Source organism: Lysobacter terrae (assembly GCF_054782215.1).
This window is the reverse complement of record NZ_BAAGSX010000008.1, coordinates 434,240-456,948: the sequence shown is the minus strand read 5'-3', so window position 1 is coordinate 456,948 and position 22,709 is coordinate 434,240. Positions and strand designations below refer to the sequence as shown.

At 68.4% G+C, this 22,709-nt stretch carries 19 protein-coding genes; 7 read left to right on the top strand and 12 right to left on the bottom strand.

What is annotated here, in order from left to right:
• Positions 1-3: 3 nt before the first annotated feature.
• Entirely contained in the window at positions 4-5,676 is a 5,673-nt protein-coding gene (locus ACYVJ8_RS13790; protein WP_460713333.1) for an alpha-2-macroglobulin family protein, read from the bottom strand.
• Positions 5,677-5,833: 157 nt separating this feature from the next.
• Here ACYVJ8_RS13790 and ACYVJ8_RS13785 point away from each other — a divergent pair, with 157 nt between their 5' ends.
• On the top strand, positions 5,834-7,642 hold the full coding sequence (locus tag ACYVJ8_RS13785) for a DUF885 domain-containing protein (RefSeq protein WP_460713331.1): 1,809 nt from the start codon (positions 5,834-5,836) through the stop codon (positions 7,640-7,642).
• Positions 7,643-7,725: 83 nt separating this feature from the next.
• On the opposite strand, the gene ACYVJ8_RS13780 is transcribed toward ACYVJ8_RS13785, so the two are convergent.
• Entirely contained in the window at positions 7,726-8,409 is a 684-nt protein-coding gene (locus ACYVJ8_RS13780) for a YdcF family protein (RefSeq protein WP_460713329.1), read from the bottom strand.
• Positions 8,410-8,572: 163 nt separating this feature from the next.
• Between ACYVJ8_RS13780 and ACYVJ8_RS13775 the strand changes: the two genes are divergently transcribed.
• Genes ACYVJ8_RS13775 through ACYVJ8_RS13765 form a run of 3 tightly spaced genes read left to right on the top strand, consistent with a single transcriptional unit; the run spans position 8,573 to position 11,369 of the window.
• A complete protein-coding gene (locus ACYVJ8_RS13775; RefSeq protein ID WP_460713754.1) occupies positions 8,573-9,763 on the top strand; it encodes a beta-ketoacyl-[acyl-carrier-protein] synthase family protein in 1,191 nt (396 codons plus the stop codon).
• Positions 9,760-10,560: a beta-ketoacyl synthase chain length factor gene (locus tag ACYVJ8_RS13770; protein WP_460713327.1), complete on the top strand. Its 801-nt coding sequence runs from the start codon at positions 9,760-9,762 to the stop codon at positions 10,558-10,560. The genes ACYVJ8_RS13775 and ACYVJ8_RS13770 overlap by 4 nt, the downstream gene beginning before the upstream one ends.
• Positions 10,557-11,369 (top strand): glycosyltransferase family 2 protein, encoded by an 813-nt coding sequence (locus tag ACYVJ8_RS13765; protein ID WP_460713325.1) that lies wholly within the window; start codon positions 10,557-10,559, stop codon positions 11,367-11,369. The genes ACYVJ8_RS13770 and ACYVJ8_RS13765 overlap by 4 nt, the downstream gene beginning before the upstream one ends.
• 11 nt (positions 11,370-11,380) lie before the next feature.
• Here ACYVJ8_RS13765 and ACYVJ8_RS13760 read toward each other — a convergent pair whose 3' ends face one another.
• From ACYVJ8_RS13760 to ACYVJ8_RS13715, 10 genes are all read right to left on the bottom strand, one after another.
• Positions 11,381-11,908 (bottom strand): hypothetical protein, encoded by a 528-nt coding sequence (locus ACYVJ8_RS13760; RefSeq protein ID WP_460713322.1) that lies wholly within the window; start codon positions 11,906-11,908, stop codon positions 11,381-11,383.
• A 394-nt stretch (positions 11,909-12,302) separates the two neighbouring features.
• Positions 12,303-12,710, bottom strand: coding sequence for a hypothetical protein (locus ACYVJ8_RS13755; protein WP_460713320.1), 408 nt, complete (start codon positions 12,708-12,710; stop codon positions 12,303-12,305).
• A 149-nt stretch (positions 12,711-12,859) separates the two neighbouring features.
• A complete protein-coding gene (gene fabG, locus ACYVJ8_RS13750) occupies positions 12,860-13,591 on the bottom strand; it encodes a 3-oxoacyl-ACP reductase FabG (protein ID WP_460713318.1) in 732 nt (243 codons plus the stop codon).
• Positions 13,588-14,025, bottom strand: coding sequence for a phosphotransferase (locus ACYVJ8_RS13745; protein WP_460713316.1), 438 nt, complete (start codon positions 14,023-14,025; stop codon positions 13,588-13,590). Before ACYVJ8_RS13745 ends, fabG begins: the two co-directional genes overlap by 4 nt.
• Positions 14,022-16,304, bottom strand: coding sequence for an MMPL family transporter (locus ACYVJ8_RS13740; protein WP_460713752.1), 2,283 nt, complete (start codon positions 16,302-16,304; stop codon positions 14,022-14,024). The genes ACYVJ8_RS13745 and ACYVJ8_RS13740 overlap by 4 nt, the downstream gene beginning before the upstream one ends.
• A gap of 266 nt (positions 16,305-16,570) precedes the next feature.
• Complete coding sequence (locus tag ACYVJ8_RS13735; protein ID WP_460713314.1) at positions 16,571-17,230, bottom strand: LolA-related protein; 660 nt, start codon at positions 17,228-17,230, stop codon at positions 16,571-16,573.
• On the bottom strand, positions 17,154-18,203 hold the full coding sequence (locus tag ACYVJ8_RS13730) for an LpxL/LpxP family acyltransferase (protein ID WP_460713312.1): 1,050 nt from the start codon (positions 18,201-18,203) through the stop codon (positions 17,154-17,156). Before ACYVJ8_RS13730 ends, ACYVJ8_RS13735 begins: the two co-directional genes overlap by 77 nt.
• Entirely contained in the window at positions 18,200-18,481 is a 282-nt protein-coding gene (locus tag ACYVJ8_RS13725; RefSeq protein WP_460713310.1) for a hypothetical protein, read from the bottom strand. Before ACYVJ8_RS13725 ends, ACYVJ8_RS13730 begins: the two co-directional genes overlap by 4 nt.
• A gap of 45 nt (positions 18,482-18,526) precedes the next feature.
• Positions 18,527-19,219, bottom strand: coding sequence for a COG4648 family protein (locus tag ACYVJ8_RS13720; protein ID WP_460713308.1), 693 nt, complete (start codon positions 19,217-19,219; stop codon positions 18,527-18,529).
• 56 nt (positions 19,220-19,275) lie between these two features.
• Positions 19,276-19,545 (bottom strand): phosphopantetheine-binding protein, encoded by a 270-nt coding sequence (locus tag ACYVJ8_RS13715; RefSeq protein ID WP_460713750.1) that lies wholly within the window; start codon positions 19,543-19,545, stop codon positions 19,276-19,278.
• Between the two features lie 112 nt (positions 19,546-19,657).
• Between ACYVJ8_RS13715 and ACYVJ8_RS13710 the strand changes: the two genes are divergently transcribed.
• From ACYVJ8_RS13710 to ACYVJ8_RS13700, 3 genes are all read left to right on the top strand, one after another.
• Positions 19,658-21,037, top strand: a complete 1,380-nt coding sequence (locus tag ACYVJ8_RS13710) for an NAD(P)/FAD-dependent oxidoreductase (protein ID WP_460713306.1) — start codon at positions 19,658-19,660, stop codon at positions 21,035-21,037.
• Positions 21,034-22,041, top strand: coding sequence for a chorismate transformation enzyme, FkbO/Hyg5 family (locus ACYVJ8_RS13705; RefSeq protein WP_460713304.1), 1,008 nt, complete (start codon positions 21,034-21,036; stop codon positions 22,039-22,041). Before ACYVJ8_RS13710 ends, ACYVJ8_RS13705 begins: the two co-directional genes overlap by 4 nt.
• A 93-nt stretch (positions 22,042-22,134) precedes the next feature.
• Positions 22,135-22,383 (top strand): hypothetical protein, encoded by a 249-nt coding sequence (locus tag ACYVJ8_RS13700; RefSeq protein WP_460713302.1) that lies wholly within the window; start codon positions 22,135-22,137, stop codon positions 22,381-22,383.
• Positions 22,384-22,709: the final 326 nt, after the last annotated feature.

Below are 22,709 nucleotides of genomic sequence, written 5' to 3'. Positions count from 1 at the left end.
GCGCTAGCGATCGGCCTCGAAGCGCAGGCGCGTCGCCGCCGTGCGCGCGCGGGTCGCGGCGCCATACATGAGCTCAGCCTCCGCCGGCGCAGCCAGGTAATCGCCGCTGTTGCCGACGCGGGCGAAGTAATGCACGTCGTGCCGTCCCGCCGGCAGCGATTCGGCATAGAACCGCGGGTTGCGCGCATCCAGCTTGCGGGTCTCGAACCAACGGGCTCCTTCGTCGCCAACGCGCTTGAGCTCGTCGCCGGCCACGCCCGACAGTTCCAGATCGGTCGGACGAAGGCCGCCAGGCACGCTGTCGGTCAGGGCGACGAATTCGCGCTGCGCCGTGGTCTCGATCGTCAGGGTCACGCGAATCCAGTCACCCTCATGCAAGCGCTGCGTACCGGCCGGCAGCCATGCGCCGTTGCGCAGCACGAAGTAGCTGCGCTCCAGGCGGAAGCCCACCGCCGAAGCCTGGGCCTGGCGTGCGTCCTCGACGTAGGCGAGCTCGGCGACGTAGCTGGTCGGGACCTGAGAGCCGGCGTCCGCTTCGATGCGCAGTTGCGAACCAGTCGGGGCGTCCAGCGTCCACTCGCTCTTGGCCTCGTCCGAAGCAAGCAGCAGCGTGCGTTGCTCGTGGGCCACGGCGAACGTCGCCTGCGTCGGCGCGTTGGCGACCTGCTGTGACTCGCGTAGAGCGATGAGGCAGTAGGCCGCCGTCTGCGTGTCGACCGCCGGCACGCCGCCGGCGTACAGATCGCTCAGGCCGGCCAGCAGTTCGCGAGGCACGCGCAAGGGCGTGAGCTGCGGGTGATCGCGCACGAGACTGATCAATGCGCACTGTTCGCGCTGATCGGAACTCATCCAGCCGTCGTAGCGCTGCCCCAGGCGTAGCGCGCGAGCGTTGCCGCGTAGTGGCGCCTGTTCCAGCAAGCGCTCGATGGCCGCCGCAGCCGATGGATGCTCGGCATCAGCGAGTGCCCGCGCGGCGGCGATCTGGGCCGGCAAGGGCAATAGCTTCCAGGCCTGCCACAGGCGATCGAGCTCGACGCGGCTCGGCGCCGGATAACCCGCAGCGGCGAAGGCAGCCTGCGCCAGCGTCAGACGATCGGCGGATGTCGGGTTGCGCGCGGCTACGTTCGACTTGACCGCCAACGCCAGGAACTCTCGCGCCTTCTCCATGACGTGCGGCTGCACCCTATGGCCCAACGCGCCGAGCAGGTTCAGTGCACGCACGCTGTACGCGGTAAGCGGAACGCTTGCCTGGCGCGAGTACCACTGGTTGCCCGCACCCGGGAAATAGACGAAGCCGCCGTCGTTGGTCTGGAACACGGCCGCGTTGTCGAGCGCTTCGCGAACGGCGGCGGCGGCATCCGGCCAGCTGGCGTCGTGTCGCTCCAGCGCCAGCGCTGCGCCCACCGCGCGGCTGAGGATCTGTTCCCAACAGCGGTGCGGATAGCGATGCAGGTCGTCGGTCCACTGCGCGGTGAGGGCGGCGTTGCCGCGCAGTAGCGCGACGCGCAATTGCGGGTGCTCGGCTTCGGGCGGCAACACCGGCAGCGCCAGCGTGATCGGTGCATCACCGATCCATCCGGCCTGCAGCCGGTGCGCGGCGATCAGCGGCGAGGCTACCTCGATATCTGCAGCCACGGCGTCGCGGCCGGCCGACGTGCCCGCGCTGGCGATCAGCCGCAGGGTGCCCGTAGCTTGCGGATGCAGCACCGTCGCAACGCTGCCCTGCCCGCGCGGCTGCAACGGCAGATCGTGCGCGTCGTCGTGCGCACCGTCGGGTCCTTCGACATGCAGCGCGGTCTGCGCCGTGGCCGCTTGGTCGGCAATGTGGCGCACATGCGTGGCCACGCGCGTTTCGTCGCCGGGATATACGCGCACCGGCGTCTGTAGTCGCGCCTCGACCGGCAGGCCCACTTCGAGCGCCGCTTCGGCCATGGCGAAGTCATCAGCGTCGCCCGTGCTCCACACGACCGCGCGCCAGCGGGTGAGGTTGTCAGGCAATTCGACGTCGACCCGGCGTGATTCGCCCGGCGCCAAAGTGAGTGCTGACAGCCACAGCGCGGTATCCGCGAATCGCGTGCGTACTGCCTGTTGTGGGGATGCCGTTGTCTGGCCTTGTTCGCGCGCATGCGCCGAGGGATCGGGGGCCTTGGCGGTACGGGCTTCGACGATGTCGGCGCGCTTGATCCGCGACCCGGTGACTTCGATGCTGTCGAGCGTGGTGCTTTCAGCGTAGCCGTCACGGCGGTCCCGCATGACTCCAGGTGCGGCCGCGGGCATGTCCATGGCATGCACGGCAACCGCGTCTTCGACCACGACCGCCGGTTGGGGAGGTGGAGGCAGCAGCGAGCGAGAGGGAGTCGCGACCGGCGGCGCATCCGGCAACAACCACTGCCAGGGCTGTCCGTCCCAGTCGGCGAAGCTGTGCTCCTGTAACGAACCGACGCCTTGCGCGCGCCACTGGGCGAAACTACTGGGCCCCTGTGGATCGCCATACGGCAACCAGCGTTGCGCCTGCGAGCGCAAGGCATCGTCGATCACGGCGACGGTGACGCTGCGCGCGTGCCGGCTGTCGTTGCGCAGCAGCAGCGTGGCGCGGGAACCCGGACGCGCGGTGACGGGTTCGAAGCTTAGCGACACCGGCGCGGGCGTCGCTTCCACCGTGGCTTCGTCGATGTGCTCGGACAGAACCTCGACGGAAACAGGCTTGCGATAGCCATCCCGCGTACCGGCGGCCACCGCGTCGCGAACATAGGCCTGCAGCGAGAGACGGCCGTTCCACTCGCGCGCAACCGGCAGGGTGACATTCTGCGCGCCACCGACCAGCGTCTCGACGCGGCTGCTGAGGATCGTCCCGCCGCTGGCGATCACGAACAAAGCGCGCGCACGCTTGAAGTTGTGCCGCACCAATACGCGGATCGGCGTGGTGCGCTGGGGTGAGGCGTCGACGATGGTCAGCTCTGGCTCGTCCACCTTGTTGTCGATACCTGCGTCGCCGGCCCAGACATAGCGGGTGAGCCGAGTGGAGGCGGCACCTTCGCTGCTCGCAGTCAGGCGGTAATAGCCGCTGTGGCGCCGCGGGAATTCGCAGGGAGCTGGCACGCCCGTCCGCAGTTTGCAATGCGCGACACGCTCGCCTTTCTCCTTCCCACCGTAGCTCGATACGTAATCGATGACGACATCGACATCGCCAGCCACGGGCTCGCCATTCGCGGTGATCACGACCGCTTCCAGCGAGACCAGCTCGTCGCGATCGAACCACGCAGGCGACGTCTTGAGCCCGACGTAACGATCGAAGCGCGCATAGCGCGTGGCCTCGTCGTTGCCCACCGTGCCCTCGCGGTCGTCGGGCGACACCTGTGCTTCGAGCGCGAGCACGCCGAAGGGCGGGCGGTGCTCCTCATCGAACGCCACGCGCGTATCGATGTGAAACGCGCCCTCGCCATCGAGCTTCGCGTCCTCCGGCAGGCCCGTGAGTTCGGCACTCTCGGTGTCCTCTTCTTCAACCTCGACGAAAGTGAAGTCCGCGTATTGGGGATAGGCCTCCTGCAGCGGAAACGGCACCAGGGTGACGCCGAGATCGTCGATTTCCACGCCCGCAGCGACGCCGCCGGAAAAGTAGCCGGCCTTCAGATCGGCGACATAGCGGTCGCCGTCTCGCAGCACGCCGCCGCGCGATTTGGCTTCGACCCAGAGATCCTGCGCCCGGTAAGTGCCGACGAAGAAGCAACTGCCGTCGGTCTCTCCGTAGCCGGCCTCGACGCCGATGCAGTAGGTCGCGTCGGTCAGGTGGATGGGCAAGCTCAGGTCGCCCGTCAGACTGCCGTCGACCGCCGGCGTGGCTTGCCACTCCAGGACGGTCTTCTCGCGTTCGGTGTCGAACAGCCGCAGCTTCACCGCGGCGTTCGCAAGCGGACGCAGATGGAGGCCATCGAGTTCGCGCTGCCACAAGCGGTAGTGCACCGCGTCGCCCGCGTGATAGAGCGGGCGATCGGATACGCCCCAGGTTTTCTGTTGTCGCGCTTGTCCGAGCTTTGGCGAGTCGCCGCTGTTGCCGACCGGCAGCACCGAGCGACGGCTGCCCCGAGCATCGGCTGCACGCAGTAACCATGATGGGCCGCTCCAGCTCCAGGCGTCCTCGCCCTCGGGCGGAGCGATGACCAGATCGTCAGGCAGGCGCAACAACACGGTGCCGTCGGCCCCGGTACGCCCGCGTGCCGCTACGCGCGGTTCGTCGGTATCGTTGCTGCGCCAGAGCAGTTCCACTTCCGCACCGACGACCGGCGCGTCGCGCTCCCATTCGTTGGCCCAGGCCAAGACCTCGCGTCGTCCGGCGACGGCCAGCAGGTCGAATGCAGGCGCGGCGAATTCCACTTGGCCGCGTCCCTGCCAACGCTCCGGCAACTGCGCGTCGGTCGACCAACGCACCCAGCCGCCCTCGGCCAGCGTGCGCGCGGCGACGGTCGATGCGACCGGCACCGCGGTGCCGGGCTTGCCCTGGATCTGCACCGTTTCCTGCGCAGCGCGCTGCGCCAGACCGGTGACTTCCATGTTTGCGGCATCGGCATTCAGCAGCTCCACCAAGATAGGTGGATGGCGGCCGTCGGCGACCAGGGAATGGCCGTTGGCGGCATGCAGCTGTGGCTGCGCATCGCCGGTGACAATGCGTACCGTGGTCGGTGCCAGCACCTCGCCGTCGACGGAGCGGATCGCGCCGTCGAGCACGAAATCGACCCTTGCGTTGGGCTTGGGCGAAGCCATGCGGATCGGACGCGCGGGCGCGACCACGGCGATTTCGTTACGGTAGCTCTCGCCTTCCCACCCCTGCGAAACGTCGATGCCCGAAGGCAAGCTTGCGGCGATGCGGTCGGTCGCTTCGTTCTCGAGCGAGCGCGTGAATACCAGCAGGATCGGTTCGCCGGGAACGCAGTGAGCTTCCACGGTGTTGTCGCGCACTCGAGCGAACACACGCTCGCGACGACCGGCGCACGCCACGCCATGCAGAGCGAAGGGTTCGTGGGCCCGCGCCGTCAGCAGGCGCGCCGTTTGCGTGCCGCGCAACGGTCCGGGCTTTGCATGCAACCCCGGCACTATGTCCAGCGACAGGACACGCTCTTCGCGCCCGATATCCGGCAATGCCATGGCGAAGCGCGTACTCTGGTCGCCTTTCCATGCAGGCGGAAGCGGACGCAATGCCTTGAGTGGGACTGTCTTGCCATCGACTTGCAGGCGCAGGACCTTGCGCGCTTCCTCGGCCTCGACAGGCATGTTCGCCCACACCAGGATCGACGGCAGCCCAGCGGACCAACGCTCGATCCGCGCAACCAGTTGCGGGCGCGCCGTTTCCACCTCGAGGTACTGCGCCTTCAGGCGTTCGCCGCCCTGCGTCTGCAACCCGGCGGCGATATCGATCCGATAACGCGTGGCCATGGCGGTCGCCTGCCCCAGTGCGCAGGCCAATCGTGTATCGCTGTCCCAGCCGCACTTCGCCGGCAGCGCGGGCGTGATGCGCACCGCGTCATCGCGTACGGCGTTGTCCCAGGTGTGCATGGCCTGAGCGAACTCGACCACCAGCGTCCTGTCGCCTGCGAACTTCGCCGCAACCTGCGCTTCCCCTGCCGATACCGCTGCGCACGCCGACAGGCCCAGCGCCACCACCGCTCCCCGCAGTCCCCGCATCCCCCTCTCCCTCTGGCACATGGCCGTCCCTTCGCATTCACCATAACCGAAGCAGGCAACGGCCCTCGCCGCGGATCGGGGTTGCCGTGACCTTCGGCGCATGGCCGTTCACGGCAAGCGGGCGATGCTTCGCCGACCCCTGCCCATGGACGCCCCAATGACCCACCGCCTCGCCCTCGCCATCTCCCTGGCGCTGCTCGCGCCCGTCACCCTCACCGCCCAGGCCGCACCCGCGGCCAAGACCGCCGCCGCCAAGCCCGCGGCGAAGGCCGCGCCTTCGTGGGTGGCCAAGAGCAACGAGTACACGCAGATCCTCATACTCGCGCAGGCGCCGTTCCAGCCGGAACAGGTGTCGTTCTTCGGCGTGCCGGGCTTCGACGACCAGGTGTTCGACTACGGTCCGGACTATGCGAAGCGCTTCCGCGATGCCACGACCAAGGCCAAGGCCGAACTCGTCGCCAAGTCGGCGAAGGAAACCGATCCCAATGTGAAGCAGGACATCGCGATCCTGCTGCAGGCCGCCGACGACCAGGCCAAGGCCAGCGAGGTCAACGAGCGCCTGGTGCGTCCGTGGCTGGATGCCGGGCAGACGATCTTCACGGGCATGCAGTCGCTGCTGTCCGACCAGACGCCGCAGGAACGCCGCGCCAAGGCGGTGCTGCGCCTGCAGCGCTATACCGGCCTCGCGTCCGGCTCGACGCCGCTGGTCGAACTGGCCCGCCAGCGTTACACCGAGCGCGCCGAAAAGGGCCTGCTGCAGCCGACGCAGATCGAAGTGCAGCAGTCGCTCGACAACGTGAAGACCTATCAGCAGGGCATCCGCGACCTCTTCGCCAAATACAAGCTCGACGGCGAAGCCGCCGCCGCACTGGATGCGCTGGACAAGCAGCTCACCGAATACGCGGCGTGGTCGAAGTCGACCGTGCTGCCGACCGCGCGCACCGACTACAAGCTGCCCGATGAACTCTACGCGCTGCAGCTCAAGGGCTTCGGCATCGACATCGACCCGCGTGTGCTGATCGAACGTGCGCAGCTGGAATTCATGGAAACCCGCAACGCCATGCAGCAGCTGGCGCCGCTGGTGGCCAAGGCCAAGGGCCTGAAGTCGACCAATTACGTCGACGTCATCAAGGAGCTGAAGTACCCGCAGTTCAAGGACAACGAAGTCGAGCCGCACTACCGCAACGTGGTGATGCCCGAGCTGGATCGCATGATCGCCGCGAACAAGGTCGTTTCGCTGCCGCAGCGGCCGATGCAGATGCGTCTGGGCACGCCCGCCGAGAACGCGGCGCAGCCCGCGCCGCACTTCCTGCCGGCGCCGCTGGTGGGCAACACCGGCCAGCAAGGCACCTTCGTGCTACCGCTGGGCAATCCGAACGCGGGTGCCGACGGCGTCTACGACGACTTCAACTACCCGGCCGGCGCGTGGACGCTGACCGCGCATGAAGGCCGCCCGGGCCACGAGCTGCAGTTCACCGCGATGGTCGAGCGCGGCGTGTCGCTGGCACGCACGCTGTACGCGTTCAACTCGGTCAACGTCGAAGGCTGGGCGCTGTATGCCGAAGCCGAGATGGTTCCGTACGAACCGCTCGAGGGCCAGCTGATCGCGCTGCAATTCCGTCTGCTGCGCGCCTCGCGCGCGATGCTCGACCCGATGATCAACCTCGGCCTCACCAACCGCGACACCGTGGTCCGCGTGCTGACCGAAGAGGTCGGCTATTCGAAGGCGATGGCGCGGCAGGAAGTGGACCGCTACTCGGTACAGTCGCCGGGCCAGGCCGGCAGCTACTTCTACGGCTACTCGCGGATCATGCAGCTGCGCGCCGAAACCGAAGTCGCACTGGGCCGCAAGTTCGACCGCAAGGCCTTCAACGACTTCCTGCTCGACCAGGGCCTGCTGCCGCCGGCGTTGCTGGCGAAGGCGGTGCGTGAGGAATTCGTGCCGGCGCAGAGGGCGAAGCCGTAAGAACGAATGCGAAGGTGGGCCTCGGCCCGCCTTCGTTTTTTCACCGGAGGCGGGCTTAGGCCCGCCTTACTTTTTCAGGCGTGCTACGTCACCCGCTCCAACATCCGCCGATGGCGGATCAACCGCGCCCAGCGCGTGCCCAGGTCGATCCAGCAGACGTAGGCCGCTTCACCCGCCAGGCGCCACAGCGTGTCGGGACGCAGGGGCAGCCGCGTTTCAGCGGCGCACAGCTCCCAATCGAAGCCGAGCTGGTGCGCGAACAGCGCACAACGCGCGAGGTGATAGCGGTTGCTCAAGAGCGTCACCCTCGTGCGCATGCCCTCACCGAGCAGCGCGCGGGCATTGCGCAGGTTCTGCAAGGTGTCGCGCGAGCGCGACTCCAGCCGCAGCGGCACGTCGCGGGCGAAGCCGCGCGCGTACAACCCGTCGCGCGCCACTTCCGCTTCGCTGAGCTCACCGTGCGCGCCGCCGCCGAGCAGCACCAGGTCGCGTTGCGGCACCTGCTGCCACAGCGATACGGTGCGGTCCAGGCGTGCGGCGAAATCGGCGTCGATGCGGCCTTGCGGGGCATTCTTGCCGAACAGGAGCACGCATTCGCCGCGCTGGGGTTGGCACGGCGCACGCCGGGCGACGCGCAGCACGTGCATGAAGTAGCCCACGTACACCAATCCCGCGCTCAGCACGCAGACGCTCGCGGCGACCACGCCGGCATGCAGCACGTCGCGGTCGACGGCGAGCGAGATTCGGTGGGCGATACGGCTGCTCATGGGGCGGCGCTTCTTGGACGCGAATTGGGGGCAGGCGCCCCGCTAAAGGATAAAGGCACGGTGTTGCAAACAGTTGGCCGCGACCGGGCGCTGGCTATACTCCGGGCCCGTCCTGTTGGAGTTCCGCGTGTCGCCGATGTCGTCGCATGTCCGCCCGCCGCCGATGGCGCCGCTGGCGATCCGCGCCTACACCGCCACCACGGCATTGGGCCGGGGCCGCGAAGCCCAGCGGCAGGCGCTGCGCGCGGCTCGCAGCGGCCTGCGCCGCAACGACCTGCCGGTGCTCGCGCCCGGACAGGAGCCCCTGGACTGCTGGATCGGCCGCGTCGACGGCCTCGAAGATCTCGCCCTGCCAGCTGAACTGGCTGAATGGGAATGCCGCAACAACCGCCTCGCCTGGCTCGCCCTGCAGCAGGACGGCATGCGCGACGCGATCGACCAGGCGATCTCGCGCCACGGCGCCGGCCGCATCGCGGTGGTGATCGGCACCTCGACCGCCAGCATCGGCGCCACCGAGGAAGGCTATGCGCGCCAGGAGAACGGCGTCATCCCCGCCGACCTGCAGCGGCCGCGCGTACATACGCCGCATTCGCCCGGCGACTTCGTGCAAGCGGTGACTGGGCTGACCGGTCCGTGCATGACCGTGGCGACGGCGTGTTCCTCCAGCGCCAAGGTATTCGCGCAGGCGGCGCGCCTGATCGCCGCGGACGTGTGCGATGCGGCGCTGGTCGGCGGCATCGATACGCTGTGCGGCAGCGTGCTGTTCGGCTTCAACTCGCTGCAATTGGTCTCGCCCGATCCGTGCCGGCCGTTCGATGCGGCGCGCACCGGCCTATCGCTGGGCGAGGCCGGCGGCTACGCGCTGCTGGAGCGCGCATCCGAAGGCGATGCGTTGCAGTTGCGCGGCTATGGCGAATCCAGCGACGCCCACCACATGTCCACACCGCACCCGCAAGGGCTGGGCGCGCAGCTGGCGATGCGCGATGCGCTCGCCCGCGCCGGCATCGCACCGGAAGACGTGGGTTACCTCAACCTGCACGGCACCGCCACGCAGGCGAACGATTCGGTCGAAGCGCTCGCGGTGGCCGCGCTGTTTCCCGAATCGCTGCACGCCAGCTCCACCAAGGGCTGGACCGGACATACGCTCGGCGCGGCCGGCATCGTCGAATCGGTGATCGCGCTGCTCGCGCTCGAACACGGCGAGCTGCCCGGCATCCTCAATAGCACCACGCCGGATCCGGCCTGCGGCCCGCAGATCCGCTTCGACGCCGCACGCCGACCGATCGCGCACTCGATGAACAATTCATTCGGCTTCGGCGGCAACAACTGCTCTTTGGTGTTCGGTCGCGCATGAAGCCCTTGTTCGCCACCATTGAAGGCATCGGCTTCTGGGCACCCGGCCTGCCGTCCTGGGATGCCGCGGTCGCCCATGCTCGCGACGGAAGCGTGGTCGCCGACGCCGCTGTCCGTCCGTCGCCGCAACTGCTCGCGCCGAACGAACGCCGCCGCGCACCGGAAACCGTCGCCGTCGCGCTCGACGTCGCCCTCGCCGCCTGCACCGCCGCCGGCCGCGAACCGGCCGCGCTGCCGTCGGTGTTCGCTTCGACCCACGGCGATCTGGCGATCACCGATTACATGTGCGCCACGCTCGCTACCGATCCGCGCAGCATCTCGCCGACGCGCTTCCACAACTCCGTGCACAACGCCGCGGCGGGTTACTGGACGATCGGCGCCGGCGCCATGCAGCCGACGACCGCGATCAGCGCGGGCGGAGCCACCTTCGCCCAGGGCCTGCTGGAAGCGCTGACGCAACTGGCGGGCGATGCCGAGGCGGTCCTGCTGGTCGCCTACGACAGCCAATCGACCGGGCCTCTCGCGCAGATTCTTCCCAGTCGCGGGCTATTGGGAGCGGCCTTGGTTTTGTCGCGCTACGAGCGCGAAGGCGCGCCGATGCTCACCGCCGAACTCGCTTCCGGCGAAGCCGACGCGGCCGCCGCCGGGCCGCTCTCCCGTCACGTCGCCGGCAACGCCATGGCGCCGATGCTGCCGCTGTTCGATGCACTTGCCGACAACGGCACGCGTGCTAAGGATGACACCGTAACGCTGCCTGCCGGCCCCGGCCGCACGCTCAACCTCAGGATCCGCTGGTGATCGACCGCAACCACGTCCACATCGTGATTCCCGCCCTCAACGAGGCGCTGCGCATCCGCGGCGTCGTCGAGGCCGCGCTGCGCGAATGCCCGCACGTGATCGTCGTCGACGACGGCTCCGACGACGGCACCGGCGAGCGCATCGCCGACCTGCCCGTGACCGTGCTGCGCCATGCTCAACGCATGGGCAAGGGCGCCGCGCTGCGCGACGGTTTCGCCGAGGCCCTGCGCCAGGGCGCGCGCGGCGTCATCACCATGGACGGCGACGGCCAGCACGACGCCGCCGACATTCCGCGCCTGATCGAAGCGGCCAACGCCTATCCCAACCACATCGTCATCGGCGCACGCCTGCGCAAGCGCGCATCGCAGCCGGGCTACCGGCGCATGGCCAACGAGTTCGGCGACTGGGGCATCTCCTGGGGTTGCGGCTTCCTCGTCGCCGACACGCAGAGCGGCCAGCGCTTCTACCCGGCCAGTGTCGCGGCGTTGCGCGACGTGCCGGGCGAGGATTTCGTGTACGAGGCGCAGATCCTGATCACTGCGTCGCGCCGCCTGGGCGTGCGCTGCGTATCGGTGCCGATCGAATCGCGCTACCAGGGCGCCGAGCCGGAAGGCCCGCAGTTCCGCAAGAGCCACTTCCGCCCGCTACGCGACCTGTACCGCATCACTTCGCATGTGGTGAAGCAGGTGTGGAACTACGGCGACGTAGTCCGCGAATACCGCATCACCCGCGCGCATCCGCCGGTGATCCACGACCCGAGCGGTGAATTCGCCAAGCTGCCGTTGGAGCGTGCGCAGCGTAGCGCTTGACGGCTTGCTTGCTAGCCGCGACCAACAAAGCGTTGAACGGCATCCCAAGCCTTGCGCCACAGGGACACCTCCCATGCCATGAGCCGGGCAGCCCACTCCGGCATGCCCGCGTCCTTGGCCGCAGCCAATGCCGCAGGAGCAGCGTCTTGGCCCTTGCGGAAGACGGAGCGATAGATCACCAGCGCAAGCTTGAGCTCAATAGCGAAAAGCACGGCAAGTCCAATGTAACGGACGAAGCCGGCAGAACTAAGGATGTGATGATGCTCGCTCGGCACGATGTGCCCCGCCACCCAGATCCCAAGACAGGACAATCCCAAAGCGCGCAACACAGCGGCCTTTCCTCTGGCGCGATAGCACCAGAGATACAGCGCCGGAATAACGACGCTCAGGTCAAAGAGTAGGGCCGCCTCAAGCAGTACCGGACTCGACCAATTGTCTAGTGATACGACCGAGATGTCTGCGGCGGCTACAACCAACGCTGCAGGAACAAACCAGTGCGCACGAAGAGCACTTCTTGCTTTTCCATCAGTTGCGGTCATGGAAGTTCCTTCGCAGCCCACTTGTCGGGGCGACCATGATTACGGCTTTGGCGTTAAGCAACTATCGAACGATCTCGCTCCCCGAACGCGTTGCCCGCGAGCGCACAGGTCGCCTCGCTAGGAACCAGCCATTGCAGGCGCTCTTGTCTTTTGCCAGCGCACCCGAGATGTGTGACGGGCAGGTGGTGCCGGTGGGCAGGCGTGACTGTCAGCGGCATGGATGCCGCTGACAAGCCTCCATGGACGGATTCACGGCGTGTCACGACTGCCTGCCGGCGCCGCCTGCCCGCGCCGGGATTGCTACCGCCGACAGCACGTCCCCTCACCCTGCGTCGCTGGCGCGACGCTTTCCCTCTCCCCGCAAGCGGGGCGAGGGGTCGGCCTAGGTCGGCTGCTATTCCTCGATCACGTAGATCGCGATGCCGTCGGCGCGCTGCTGCGCCGTCGGAATGCCCAGGCCGACCGAAGCGCCACCGTGGCGGCCAAAGCTGCCGCCACCGACGCCGAAGCTGACCGGGGACGCCGTCTGGTCGACACCGAGCAGGATCACGCCGTTGGCGCCGAGTTTGGCCGCTTCGCGCGCCAGGCGGTCGATGGCGGAATTGATCTGCCCCTGGGTGCCGAAACCGGCGCCGCTCTTGGCATCGAGGCGGGCGATTTCCTCGTACTTCTTCGGCGGCACCTGATAGACCTTGACCTGGCTCGGGTCGATGGCGGGACGCGCCTGGCCGAGCATCACGTGGTGCGTGCTCGCGCAGCCGGCGAGCACCAAGAAGAGGACGGCGGTGAGGAGCGTGCGCATAGGTCACCTGAAGGAAGAATCGTCGCTTCGACCCCAGGGATGTTCCGCCCGGGCCGCTGAATGCCGGGTCAAATAATGCCCGTCGAATCCCGCAGCCACCACCGCAGTCATCACCGGCGATAGCGTGGCGGCGACGGACGGCGTACGGCTCAGCTCATCCCGCCGTCGATGCCGATCACCTGGCCGTTGATGTAACCGGCGGCGTCCGAACACAGAAACCCGACCAGCGCAGCGACTTCGGCCGGCGTGCCCGCGCGCGCGGCCGGGACCATCTGCCGGATCGCTTCCGGGGAGAACACGTCCGCGGTCATGCGCCCGGCGATCACGCCCGGCGCCACGACATTCGCGGTGATCCCCCGTGAACCCATTTCGCGCGCCAGCGACTTGGTAGCGCCGTGCAACGCCGCCTTCGCCGCGGCGTAGTTCGCCTGGCCGCGGTTGCCCAGCACCGCCGCGACGCTCGATACGCTGACGACGCGACCCCAACGCGTGCGCGCCATCGGCAGCAGCAGCGGTTGGGTAACGTGGAAGAAGCCGTGCAGCGATACGTCGATCACGCGCTTCCATTGCGCTTCGCTCATGCCGGCCAGCGGCGCGTCGTCGTGGATGCCGGCATTGTTGACGACGATCTGGATCGGGCCGGCTTCGAGCAGCGCGTTCAAGGCCTGGCGACTGGCTTCGCCATCGGTGACGTCGAAGGCGACGGCTTCGGCCGAACCACCCGCCGCACGAATCGTCGCCACCGCTTCTTCGGCACGCACGACATTGCCGTTGGCATGCACGATCACGTGCAGGCCGTCCGCGGCGAGCCGCGTGCAGATTGCCGCGCCCAAGTCGCCGCTGCCGCCGGTGACCAGCGCGCGCTTGCGGGTGTCGCTCATGCTTCGTCTCCTTGCAGCATCACCGCGGCGCGGCCTTCGGCGATCACCTCGCCGGCGTGGGTGATGCGGAATGCGTATTGCTGGCTGTGCGCCGATTCGGCGAGCGGCTGCGCCTCGCACTCGATGGCACCGGCGAGGTTGTCGATGCGGTCCACGTGCAGGGCGATGCCGCGCAAGGCGACGAGCACGCCAGGCCGCGCGGCGCGATGGCCGGCGCCCGCGCGCAGGCCGCCGTGTACCGCCATCGCCTGCGCGCCGTATTCGCACAGGTGTACCGCATGCAAGCGACCGTTGTGACGCAGCGGATGCGCGAGATCCAGGTGGTTATGGGCGCGCAGGCGGATATGCGCCTCGTCCCACGCCAGCACCTCATCCCAAAGGCACATCGAACCCTGATGCGGGATCAGGCGCTGGATGGCGGCGCGGTCGATCACGACGGCATCCTTTCCTGAAGATCGCGAGGCAGCGTTTCAGCGGCAGGCTCGACGGCAGGCAAGTCCGAGGCGCCACGCGTCGTGCTCCGCGTCACCAGCAGCGCGAGGACGAAGTTGAACAATACGCCCAGCGCCACGGTCGAACCGATCGCGCGCAGCACGGGTATCGACGACAGCGCCAGCAGCGAGAACACCAACAGCGTCGTCAGGCTGCACACGATGAGCGCATGCAGCGTGCGCAGCTGCTCATCGCGCTCGTCGCCGGCGTGATCGAAGAACAATGCGTAGTCGAGGCCAAGCCCGGCGGCCAGGATCAGCGCGACCAGATGGAACAGATTGAGCTCGATCCCCAGGCCGCGCAGCACGGCGAGAATCAGCAAGGTGGTGAGCACCATCGGCGCCAGCACGCGCAGCACGCGGCGCGGCTGCTTCAGCGCGATCCAGACGGTGATCACCAGCAGCACCGATGCCAATGCCAACGCCCACAGCACGCGTTGGCGATAGGCGGCGACGAGCGATTCGGACGCCTGCTTGAGATCCAACAGTTGCGCGCCATGTGCCTTGGCGACACGTGCGACGGCGGCGGGATCGCGCAGTCCACTCAGCGAAACCAGCGCGGTGGCGTGATCGCTACGCTCCAGCAGCAGGCCGCCGACCGTGGCGGCGAGCGGCGTGTCGTCGAGGTCTTGTGGGGATAGCGGTGAAGCGGCGCGTGCCGCTTCGATGTCTTCGAGGAATTCCGTGAACGCGTCCGCATCGAAAGCGCTGCCGGCCACTGCGCCGGTGAAGGCGCGCTGCAAGACTTTGCGCTCCGGCAACCGTGCCTGCCGCGCGCGCTGCACGGCACGGCTGGGCAGATAGCGCGCGGCGGAGTCGTAGGCGGCGATGACGCGACGGGTGCACAAGGCCTCCAGCGCGGGCTGCATCTTTTCCAGCGCCTGCAGTGCGTGCTCCGCATCCGGCGCTTCCACGGCAACGATGTAGCGCACGTCGGGTGCGCCCATCTCGCCGCGCAGGTGCGCATCGCGCGCGAGCAGCGCGGACGGCACCGGCGTGAGCTTGGACAGATCGTTCTGCCAGAACGCACCGGGCGCCCACCACGCTATCGCGAAGGCCATGCCGCACAAGGCGACATAGGCCACGGCGTTGAGGCGCGGCCACTTCACCACATGCGCCCACAGCTGCGCCAGGCGCGGCGACGCGGCGGGATCGCGCGGCGAAGGATCGATCAGCGCGGGCAGCAGGAAGCGCGTGGTGAGTGCGGCCACGCCCAGGCCGGCGACGGTGAACACCGCCAGCTGCTCGAGTCCGTCCACGCCCGACACGAGGAAGGTGAAATACGCGATGCAGGTCGAAGCCACACCCGTGCCCAGCGTCGGCCACAACGCGCGCGCATTCGCCCACGGCGATACGCCTGCGCGCTGGTGCGAGAACAGATGGATCGGATAGTCCTGCGCGACGCCGATGAGGGTGAAGCCGAACGCGACGGTGATGCCATGCACGCCATCGAAGAACAACGTCACCGCCGCCAGCCCCGCGAGTCCACCGCTCGCCAGCGGCAGACCGCCGAGCAGCGGCGCCTTCCAGCGGCGGTACGCAAGCCACAGCAGCAGCACGAAGATCACGCTGTCGATGGTGCCGATCCAGCCGGCTTCGCGCGCGGTGCGACCGCCGATTTCGACCGAGAACGCACCGGGTCCGCTGACCGTGAGTCGCGTGCCGCTGTCGCCACTGGCTTGGGCGAACGCGTCGCGGATCGCCGCCATCGCTGCCTCCTGGCCCTTGGGATCGAAGCCGGCGGCGCGGGTTTCGATCGCCATCAATGCTTCGCGGCCGGCATGATCGAACCACACGCCGTGCAGGTGGCGCGGTGCGTTGGCGGGCTGCCAGGATTCGGCGAGTTTCAGCGTTTCCAGCGTCGGATCGCGCGGCAGCAGCGGCTCGATCAGGCCCGACGCGGGCGAACCCAGATCCTGCATGCGCTGCGCAAGTTCGCCGCTGAAGTAGGCGCGATCGAAGGTCTGCGTATCGAGCGTGTCGGAAAGCAGATAGCGATACGGACGCAGGCGTTCCGGGATCGCCTCCAGGCCGTTCTCGCCGCCGTTGGCCACCAGCTTGAACAACGGCTGCGCGACAAGCGTCGCGCGCATCGCCGCGGACTGCTGCGCCAGCGTCGGCGCATCGGCGTTGGAAATCGCAACGAGGAGCAGGCGCGAACCCGGGCCTTCGCCGAGTTCGTCGATGAGGAGCTTCTGCGCAGGCGTTTGCGCGGATGGCATGAACTTGCGCAGGTCGCCGCTGAGTTCGAGCCGGCTGCCGACCAGCCAACCCGCGAGCGCGAGCAGGCCCAGCCAGAGCAGGGCCAGCGCTATTCGTTTGCGTTCAGGCTGAGGGGTTATTTCCCAGAGCACTAGCTCTTCTCCGCATCATGGCTGGCCGCGGACGCGGCTTTTACGATCATGCCCGCCTTTTGCTGAGGCGGGTCAGCCGCGGACGCGGCTTCTTGCATTCGTGCCCGCCTCTTGCCGAGGCGGGTCCCCGTCGTTCATTGCGTCTTCGCACCGCCGTAGCACAGCGTCGCCAGCGCCCCCGCGCCGGTCACGCCCGCGGCCGCCTGCGCGGCGCCGGCGAGCAGCGTGCGTTGCGCATCGGCACCGACGGGCTGCGTTTCGATGCAGCGCAGTTCGGAGCCGCGCCCGTACAAGGTGATCGTCTCCAGCTTCTGCTGCATCACCGCGTCCTTGGGCGTCAGCGTCATCGTCCAGCGCTGACGCGTGCCCTGGGTGTCCAGGCGGTAGTGCTGTTCCAGGCGCGCGCGGTCGCCCCCGAGGAGAGCGCCGAAGCTCGATTGCAGGCCGGCCATTTCCGGTACGCGGGCCAGCGAGAAGCGGCGCGGCGTCTTGCCCGCACGCGCAATCTCGACCTCGCCGGCGCGGATCGTGGTGGTTTCCGCGTAAGGGGTCGTGACCTGGCGCACCAGCGTGTCGGCGTCGGGGCGGCGGTATTCACCCTGCAGGCGCAGCGGCTTCTTCAGCAGGCGCGAACCGCGCAGCTCGACGAACGCCGTGCGCGCCGGCACCGGCTGCACCAGCCGCGCCAGGATCCAGTCGCTGTCGACGTGCGCCGGCTCAGCCGCGGCGGCGTGCGGGATCGTGGCCGTCGACAGCAGCGCGAACAGCGTCGCGGCCAGACTCAGGGCTTTCATCGCGGGCGGCTGTCGCGTCATCGGTTTGCCAGAAATCGTAGAAGTTGAACCAGTTGTAGGGCGCACGCCGCGCATGATGCTGCAGCCGCACCGCGTATGTCTGCACGAGCGCGCCCAGCGCCTGCGCGCGTTCATGCCGTGGCAGGGACAGGCCGTCGCTGACCGGCTCGAACACCAGCTCGTAGCGGTTGCCGCCACGGTACAGGCCGAACGCCAGGCAAACGGGGACCTGCAACACGGCGGCGATCTGCCAGGGGGCGAGCGGAAACCGTGCGTCCTCGCCCAGGAACGCCACGCGCGTCGCCACATCGCCCGGCAGCACACGATCGGCGAGCAGCGCGACCAGCGCGCCTTCCTCCAGCGCTTCGCGGATCGCAAGCACGATCGAGGTGCCGGGTTGGCCGGCGTCGATAATGTCCGCGGCCAGGCGCGGGTTGAGCGCATCCAGCAGCTGCTGCATCGCCGGGTTGTGCGCTTTGTCCAGCAGCACCCGCACGCGCACGTCCGGACGGCGCGTAGCCAGCACGCGCAACGCGTCGAAGCTGCCCAGGTGCGAACCCACCACCACCAGGCCTCGGCCGAGATCCAGCTGCGCCTCCAACGCCGGCAGGCCCTGGACGTCGAACTCGAAGCGTTCGAGCTGGCCGCTGAGCAGGAACACGCGATCGAGAATGGTCGAGGCGAAGGTGTGGATGTGCCGCGCCACGTGCAGCAGGTTCGGCCGCGTCGGCAGCACGCGCCGCAGATAGGCGAGCGAGGCGCGCCGTTCCGGTCCGCGCAGCAGCAGGAAGTAACAGGTGATCGGCCACAGCAGACTGCGCGCGACGGCACGACCGCCGCACCGCGCGATCAGGCGGATCAGCCAGATCGCGAAATAGCCACCGCCTTCGGGACGGCGCTTCCAGTTCGCGGCCCGCGGATCAGAAATGGACGCAGGGTTTTCGGCCGGTGCGCTTCGCGTGGACGTGTTCATGCCTCCGCCACCACTTCGCCGCTGGCGATGGTCGCGTCCCCGCGCAGCACGCGGAAGCGCCAGCGCGGCGCCGCGCCTTCGACTTCGATGCGGGCGTGTTCGCCCGGCAGCAGCGGCTGCTGGAACTTCACTTGCGGCAGGCGCAGGGGGCGCAGCGGTCCGTGTGCGGCTTCGATCGCGGCGAGCACGTGCTCCAGCACGACGACGCCGGGCACCAGCGGACGACCGGGGAAATGGCCGGGCAGGCTCGGATGATCGGGCGGAATGACGAAGTCCATGGACGGATTATGCGATGCCGCGGCGCTCTGCTTTTGCCATTTCGGCTAGCGGAACAGCCCGGTCCAGAACTGCGGGCCCAGCCGGCCCATGCGGTGCAGGAAGTCGAAGAAGTGCCGGTACGGCCGATCCTTGAAACGGAATCCACGGAACACGTACTCGCCCACAAAGAACGCCCCGACCACGCCATAGTTGACCAGGTTGGCCAGCAGCGAACCTTCATTGCGCGGAATGCCCCAGGGCGGTGCCTGACCCAGCAGCGCGAGTACGCCGCCGGGCACTTCGGCGAAGGCGAGCGCACCGTTGACCACCGCCAACATGCCCAGCAGCAACGCCCAGGCAGCGGTCAAACGGCGCGTGTAGCGCAGCAGTTCGTCAGGCAACTGCTCCGCGGGCTGGTCGTGCAGCGCCGCCACGATCCGGGTAATCAGCGGTTGCCGCGATCCACGCAACGTGCGCCCGAACAGCCACGACAGCAGGGCGAGGAACAACACGGGTGGTGCCAGCAGCAGCATCTGTGGAATCGCGGTGCCCGACGCCGAATACAGGCCCACGGCGAGCGCGGCGGCGACCGCCCATGCCCACGGCCGCAGGTACAACATCGGGCCAGCCAGGAACACCAGCGCGAGATCGCCCAGCGCCAGCGCCGCGGCGGCACCGCTGCCCGTGCGCGTGGCCGTGTACGCCAGCAGCGGATACGCCAGCGCGAAGACCGTGCGCGCTACGACGGCGCTGCTCATGCGGCCCGACTCATGCAGCCCGATTCCACCATGCATCGCCGACGACCCGACGCCGGTCAGGCGGCCTTGTTCTGTTCGATATGCGCCGACAGCGCGCGCAGCGAGGCGAAGATGCGGCGGTTCTCCTCACTGTCCGAGCGCAGCTGGAAGCCGTACTTCTTCGACACCGCCAGCGCCAGTTCCAGCGCGTCGATCGAATCCAGGCCCAGGCCTTCGCCGAACAGGCGCGCCTCCGGATCGATCCCGGCCGGGTCGATGCCCTCCAGGTTCAGGCTGCCCACCAGGAGCTGGGCCAGTTCGGTTTCGGCGGCGGTCTGGGCGGCGATCGATTCAGACATCTGAAAATTCCGGGTAATGCGAAGTACGGGGGCGCAACGATCCGGCATCGCGCCGCCTCGCGCAAGCATTCCGGCGGCCGTCCCCGACTATCATGGCGGAATGATCGATCCGCACCTGCCCGGGCCCGGCGCCGACGCGCCCGGCGAGACCGCCTCCATCGAAACCGACGTACTGGTGATTGGCGGTGGCCCGGCCGGCACCACCACCGCGACTTTCCTGGCCCGCAAGGGCTGGCGGGTGCTGCTGCTGGAGAAGGATCGCCACCCGCGCTTCCACATCGGCGAATCGCTGCTGCCCATGAACCTGCCGATCCTGCAGCGTCTGGGCGTGCTCGATCGGGTCCATGCCCTGGGGACTTTCAAGGCCGGCGCGGATTTCCCGATCTCCGGCCACCCGGAAGGCGCGGACTACAACACCTTCCGCTTCGAACGCGCACTCAATCCGGTGTTCGGGCACGCCTACCAGGTGCACCGCGCGGAGTTCGACCAGATGCTGTTCGCCCACGCGCGCGACAGCGGCGTGGACGCGCGCGAAGGCGTGAAGGTCGAACGCATCGAGTTCAGCGCCGATGGCCGCCCGGTACGCGTGCACGCGCGCGACGAGGCCAGTGGCGCGCTGACGGTGACGCCGCGCTACGTGGTCGACGCCAGCGGGCGCGACACCTTCTTCGGCAACCATTTCAAGCTCAAGCGCAAGAACGAACGGCATCAGTCCGCGGCGATCTTCAGCCACTTCGACGGCGTGCAGCGCCGCCCCGCGGGCGACGAGGGCAACATCACCGTGCAGCGCTTCGCACACGGCTGGATGTGGCTGATCCCGCTGCCGCGCGGGGTCATGAGCATCGGCGCGGTGTGCTTCCCTTCCTACCTGAAGCAGCGCCGCGGCGAGAGCGAAAAGTTCCTGATGGACACGCTGCTCGCCGAGCCGCAGGTCGCCGCTCGCATGCAGGGCGCCACGCGCGTGGCGCCGGTGCACGTGACCGGCAACTACGCCTACAACTGCACGCGCATGGCCGGTCCGGGCTGGACCATGGCCGGCGATTCTTACGCGTTCGTCGATCCGATCTTTTCGTCCGGCGTGTTCCTGGCGATGGACAGCGCCGAGCAGGCGGCCAACGTCGTCGACGGCGCACTGCGCGAACCGGCGCGCGAATCGGCGCTGCAGGCCGCGATGGCCAGGCGCATGGACCGCGGCCTGCGCTGGTTCCAGTGGTTCATCTATCGCTTCAACACGCCGGTGATGAAGCACCTGTTCGCCAACCCGCGCAACAACTGGCAGGTGGAGCAGGCAGTGATTTCGATGCTCGCCGGCGACGTCTTCGACAACCCGGCGGTGATCCGCCGCCTGCGCCTTTTCCGCGTGATCTACGCACTGACCGCGCTGCAGCAGGCGCCGGCCGCGCTGCGCGGCTGGTTGCGCCGCCGCCGGGCTGCGCGTGAACAGTTCAGCGGCGACACGCTGCAGCAGGACAATCCATGAGCGCGGTGGAATCGCTGCTGCTGCCGGCACTGCACGTCGACTACAGCGACGCACCCGCCGAACGCTTGCTCGCCGCGGACGACACGCTGGCGGTGTTCGGCTTCGGTGCGCAGGCGCCGGTGCTCGACGATCCGCGTTATCTGCGCATCGCCCTGGAGCCGCATGGCGCACCGATGTTCGAACATTGGCGCGTGCCCGGCCCGGTGCGCCGCGGCCGCGAAGGCGGCGTGGCCTGGGCCGAAACGGACCCCCTCAAAGCCGGCGCGCTGCTGTTCGGCGCAATCGAGCTGGACGAGGACGAAGGCGGCATCGAGACCACGGCGATGGCGGCCTACGCCAGGCTGGCCGAGTTCACGCAGTCGCGCGGCTATCCGCATCTGCTGCGCGTGTGGAACTACCTCGACGGCATCACCCACGGCGACGGCGATGCCGAGCGCTATCGCCTGTTCTGCGTCGGCCGCGCGCGCGGCTTGGGCGAATTCGATCCGCACGCGTTGCCGGCGGCGACGGCGATTGGCCATACCAGCGGTGCCCGGCGCCTGCAGGTGTATTGGCTGGCTTCGCGCGTGCCCGGCACGCCGCTGGAAAACCCGCGTCAGGTCAGCGCCTACCGCTATCCGCGCCGCTACGGCCCGCAGCCGCCGAGCTTCGCCCGCGCGATGCTACCGCCCGGCACGGCCATGCCGCTGCTGCTCTCGGGCACCGCGGCGATCGTGGGACACGAATCGCAGCACATCGACGACGTGCGCGCCCAGGTGGACGAAACCCAGGCCAACCTCGATACGCTCATCACCGCCGCACGCGCACGCCGTCCGGATCTGCCCGCGCGCATGGGCGCGAGTACGCGGCTGAAGGTGTACGTGCGCGACCGCCACGAACTCGATACGGTCGCCACGCAACTGCACGCGCGGCTGGATCCGCAGGTGCGCTTCATCGTCCTGCATGCCGCGGTCTGCCGGCGCGAGCTGCACGTGGAAATCGACGGCGTGCACGGCGCGACCTAGTTGCGACTGGGTCGTTGGTTGGCTTGATGCGGCGCCCCATCGCCGCCATCGTGTGAGCGTCGGCCGCGCCGCGGCCCGCAAGGAGACGTCGCGATGGGATTGATCAGCCTGCTGTGGGGCATTGTCGCCCTGTTCTGGATGGTGCTGGCGCTGATTCCGGTGATCGGCCTGACCAATTGGCTGCTGATCCCCTTCGCCGCGGCGGGCGCGGCGATCGCCGCGATCGGCATTCTCTTCACCCGCAGCGAAAAGCGCGGCCGCGCCAAGGCGGGGCTGATCCTCAATGGCATCGTGATCGTGGTGGCGGCGATCCGGTTGGGCTTGGGTGGCGGGTTGATCTAGCCATCGCGTCGCTTTAGCGACATGGCCGTCGCTTCGGCGATACGGCCCCTCACCCTGCGTTGCTGACGCAACGCTGTCCCTCTCCCCGCAAGCGGGGCGAGGGGGCTGCCTTTCCCTTCTCCCCGCAGAGCGGGGAGAAGGTGCCCGCAGGGCGGATGAGGGGCGGCCGGCGAAGCCGGCCTGCACTCCCTTTGACCCCGATCATGGCGGCCCTCACCAGGCCCCGGCACGCTGGCGTCCGCAGATGCGCAACCGGCATATGCAGATGAAGCATGACCGTTTCCGTCCCATCCCGCGCCTCGCCACTGTTTCCTTCCCATTCCGGT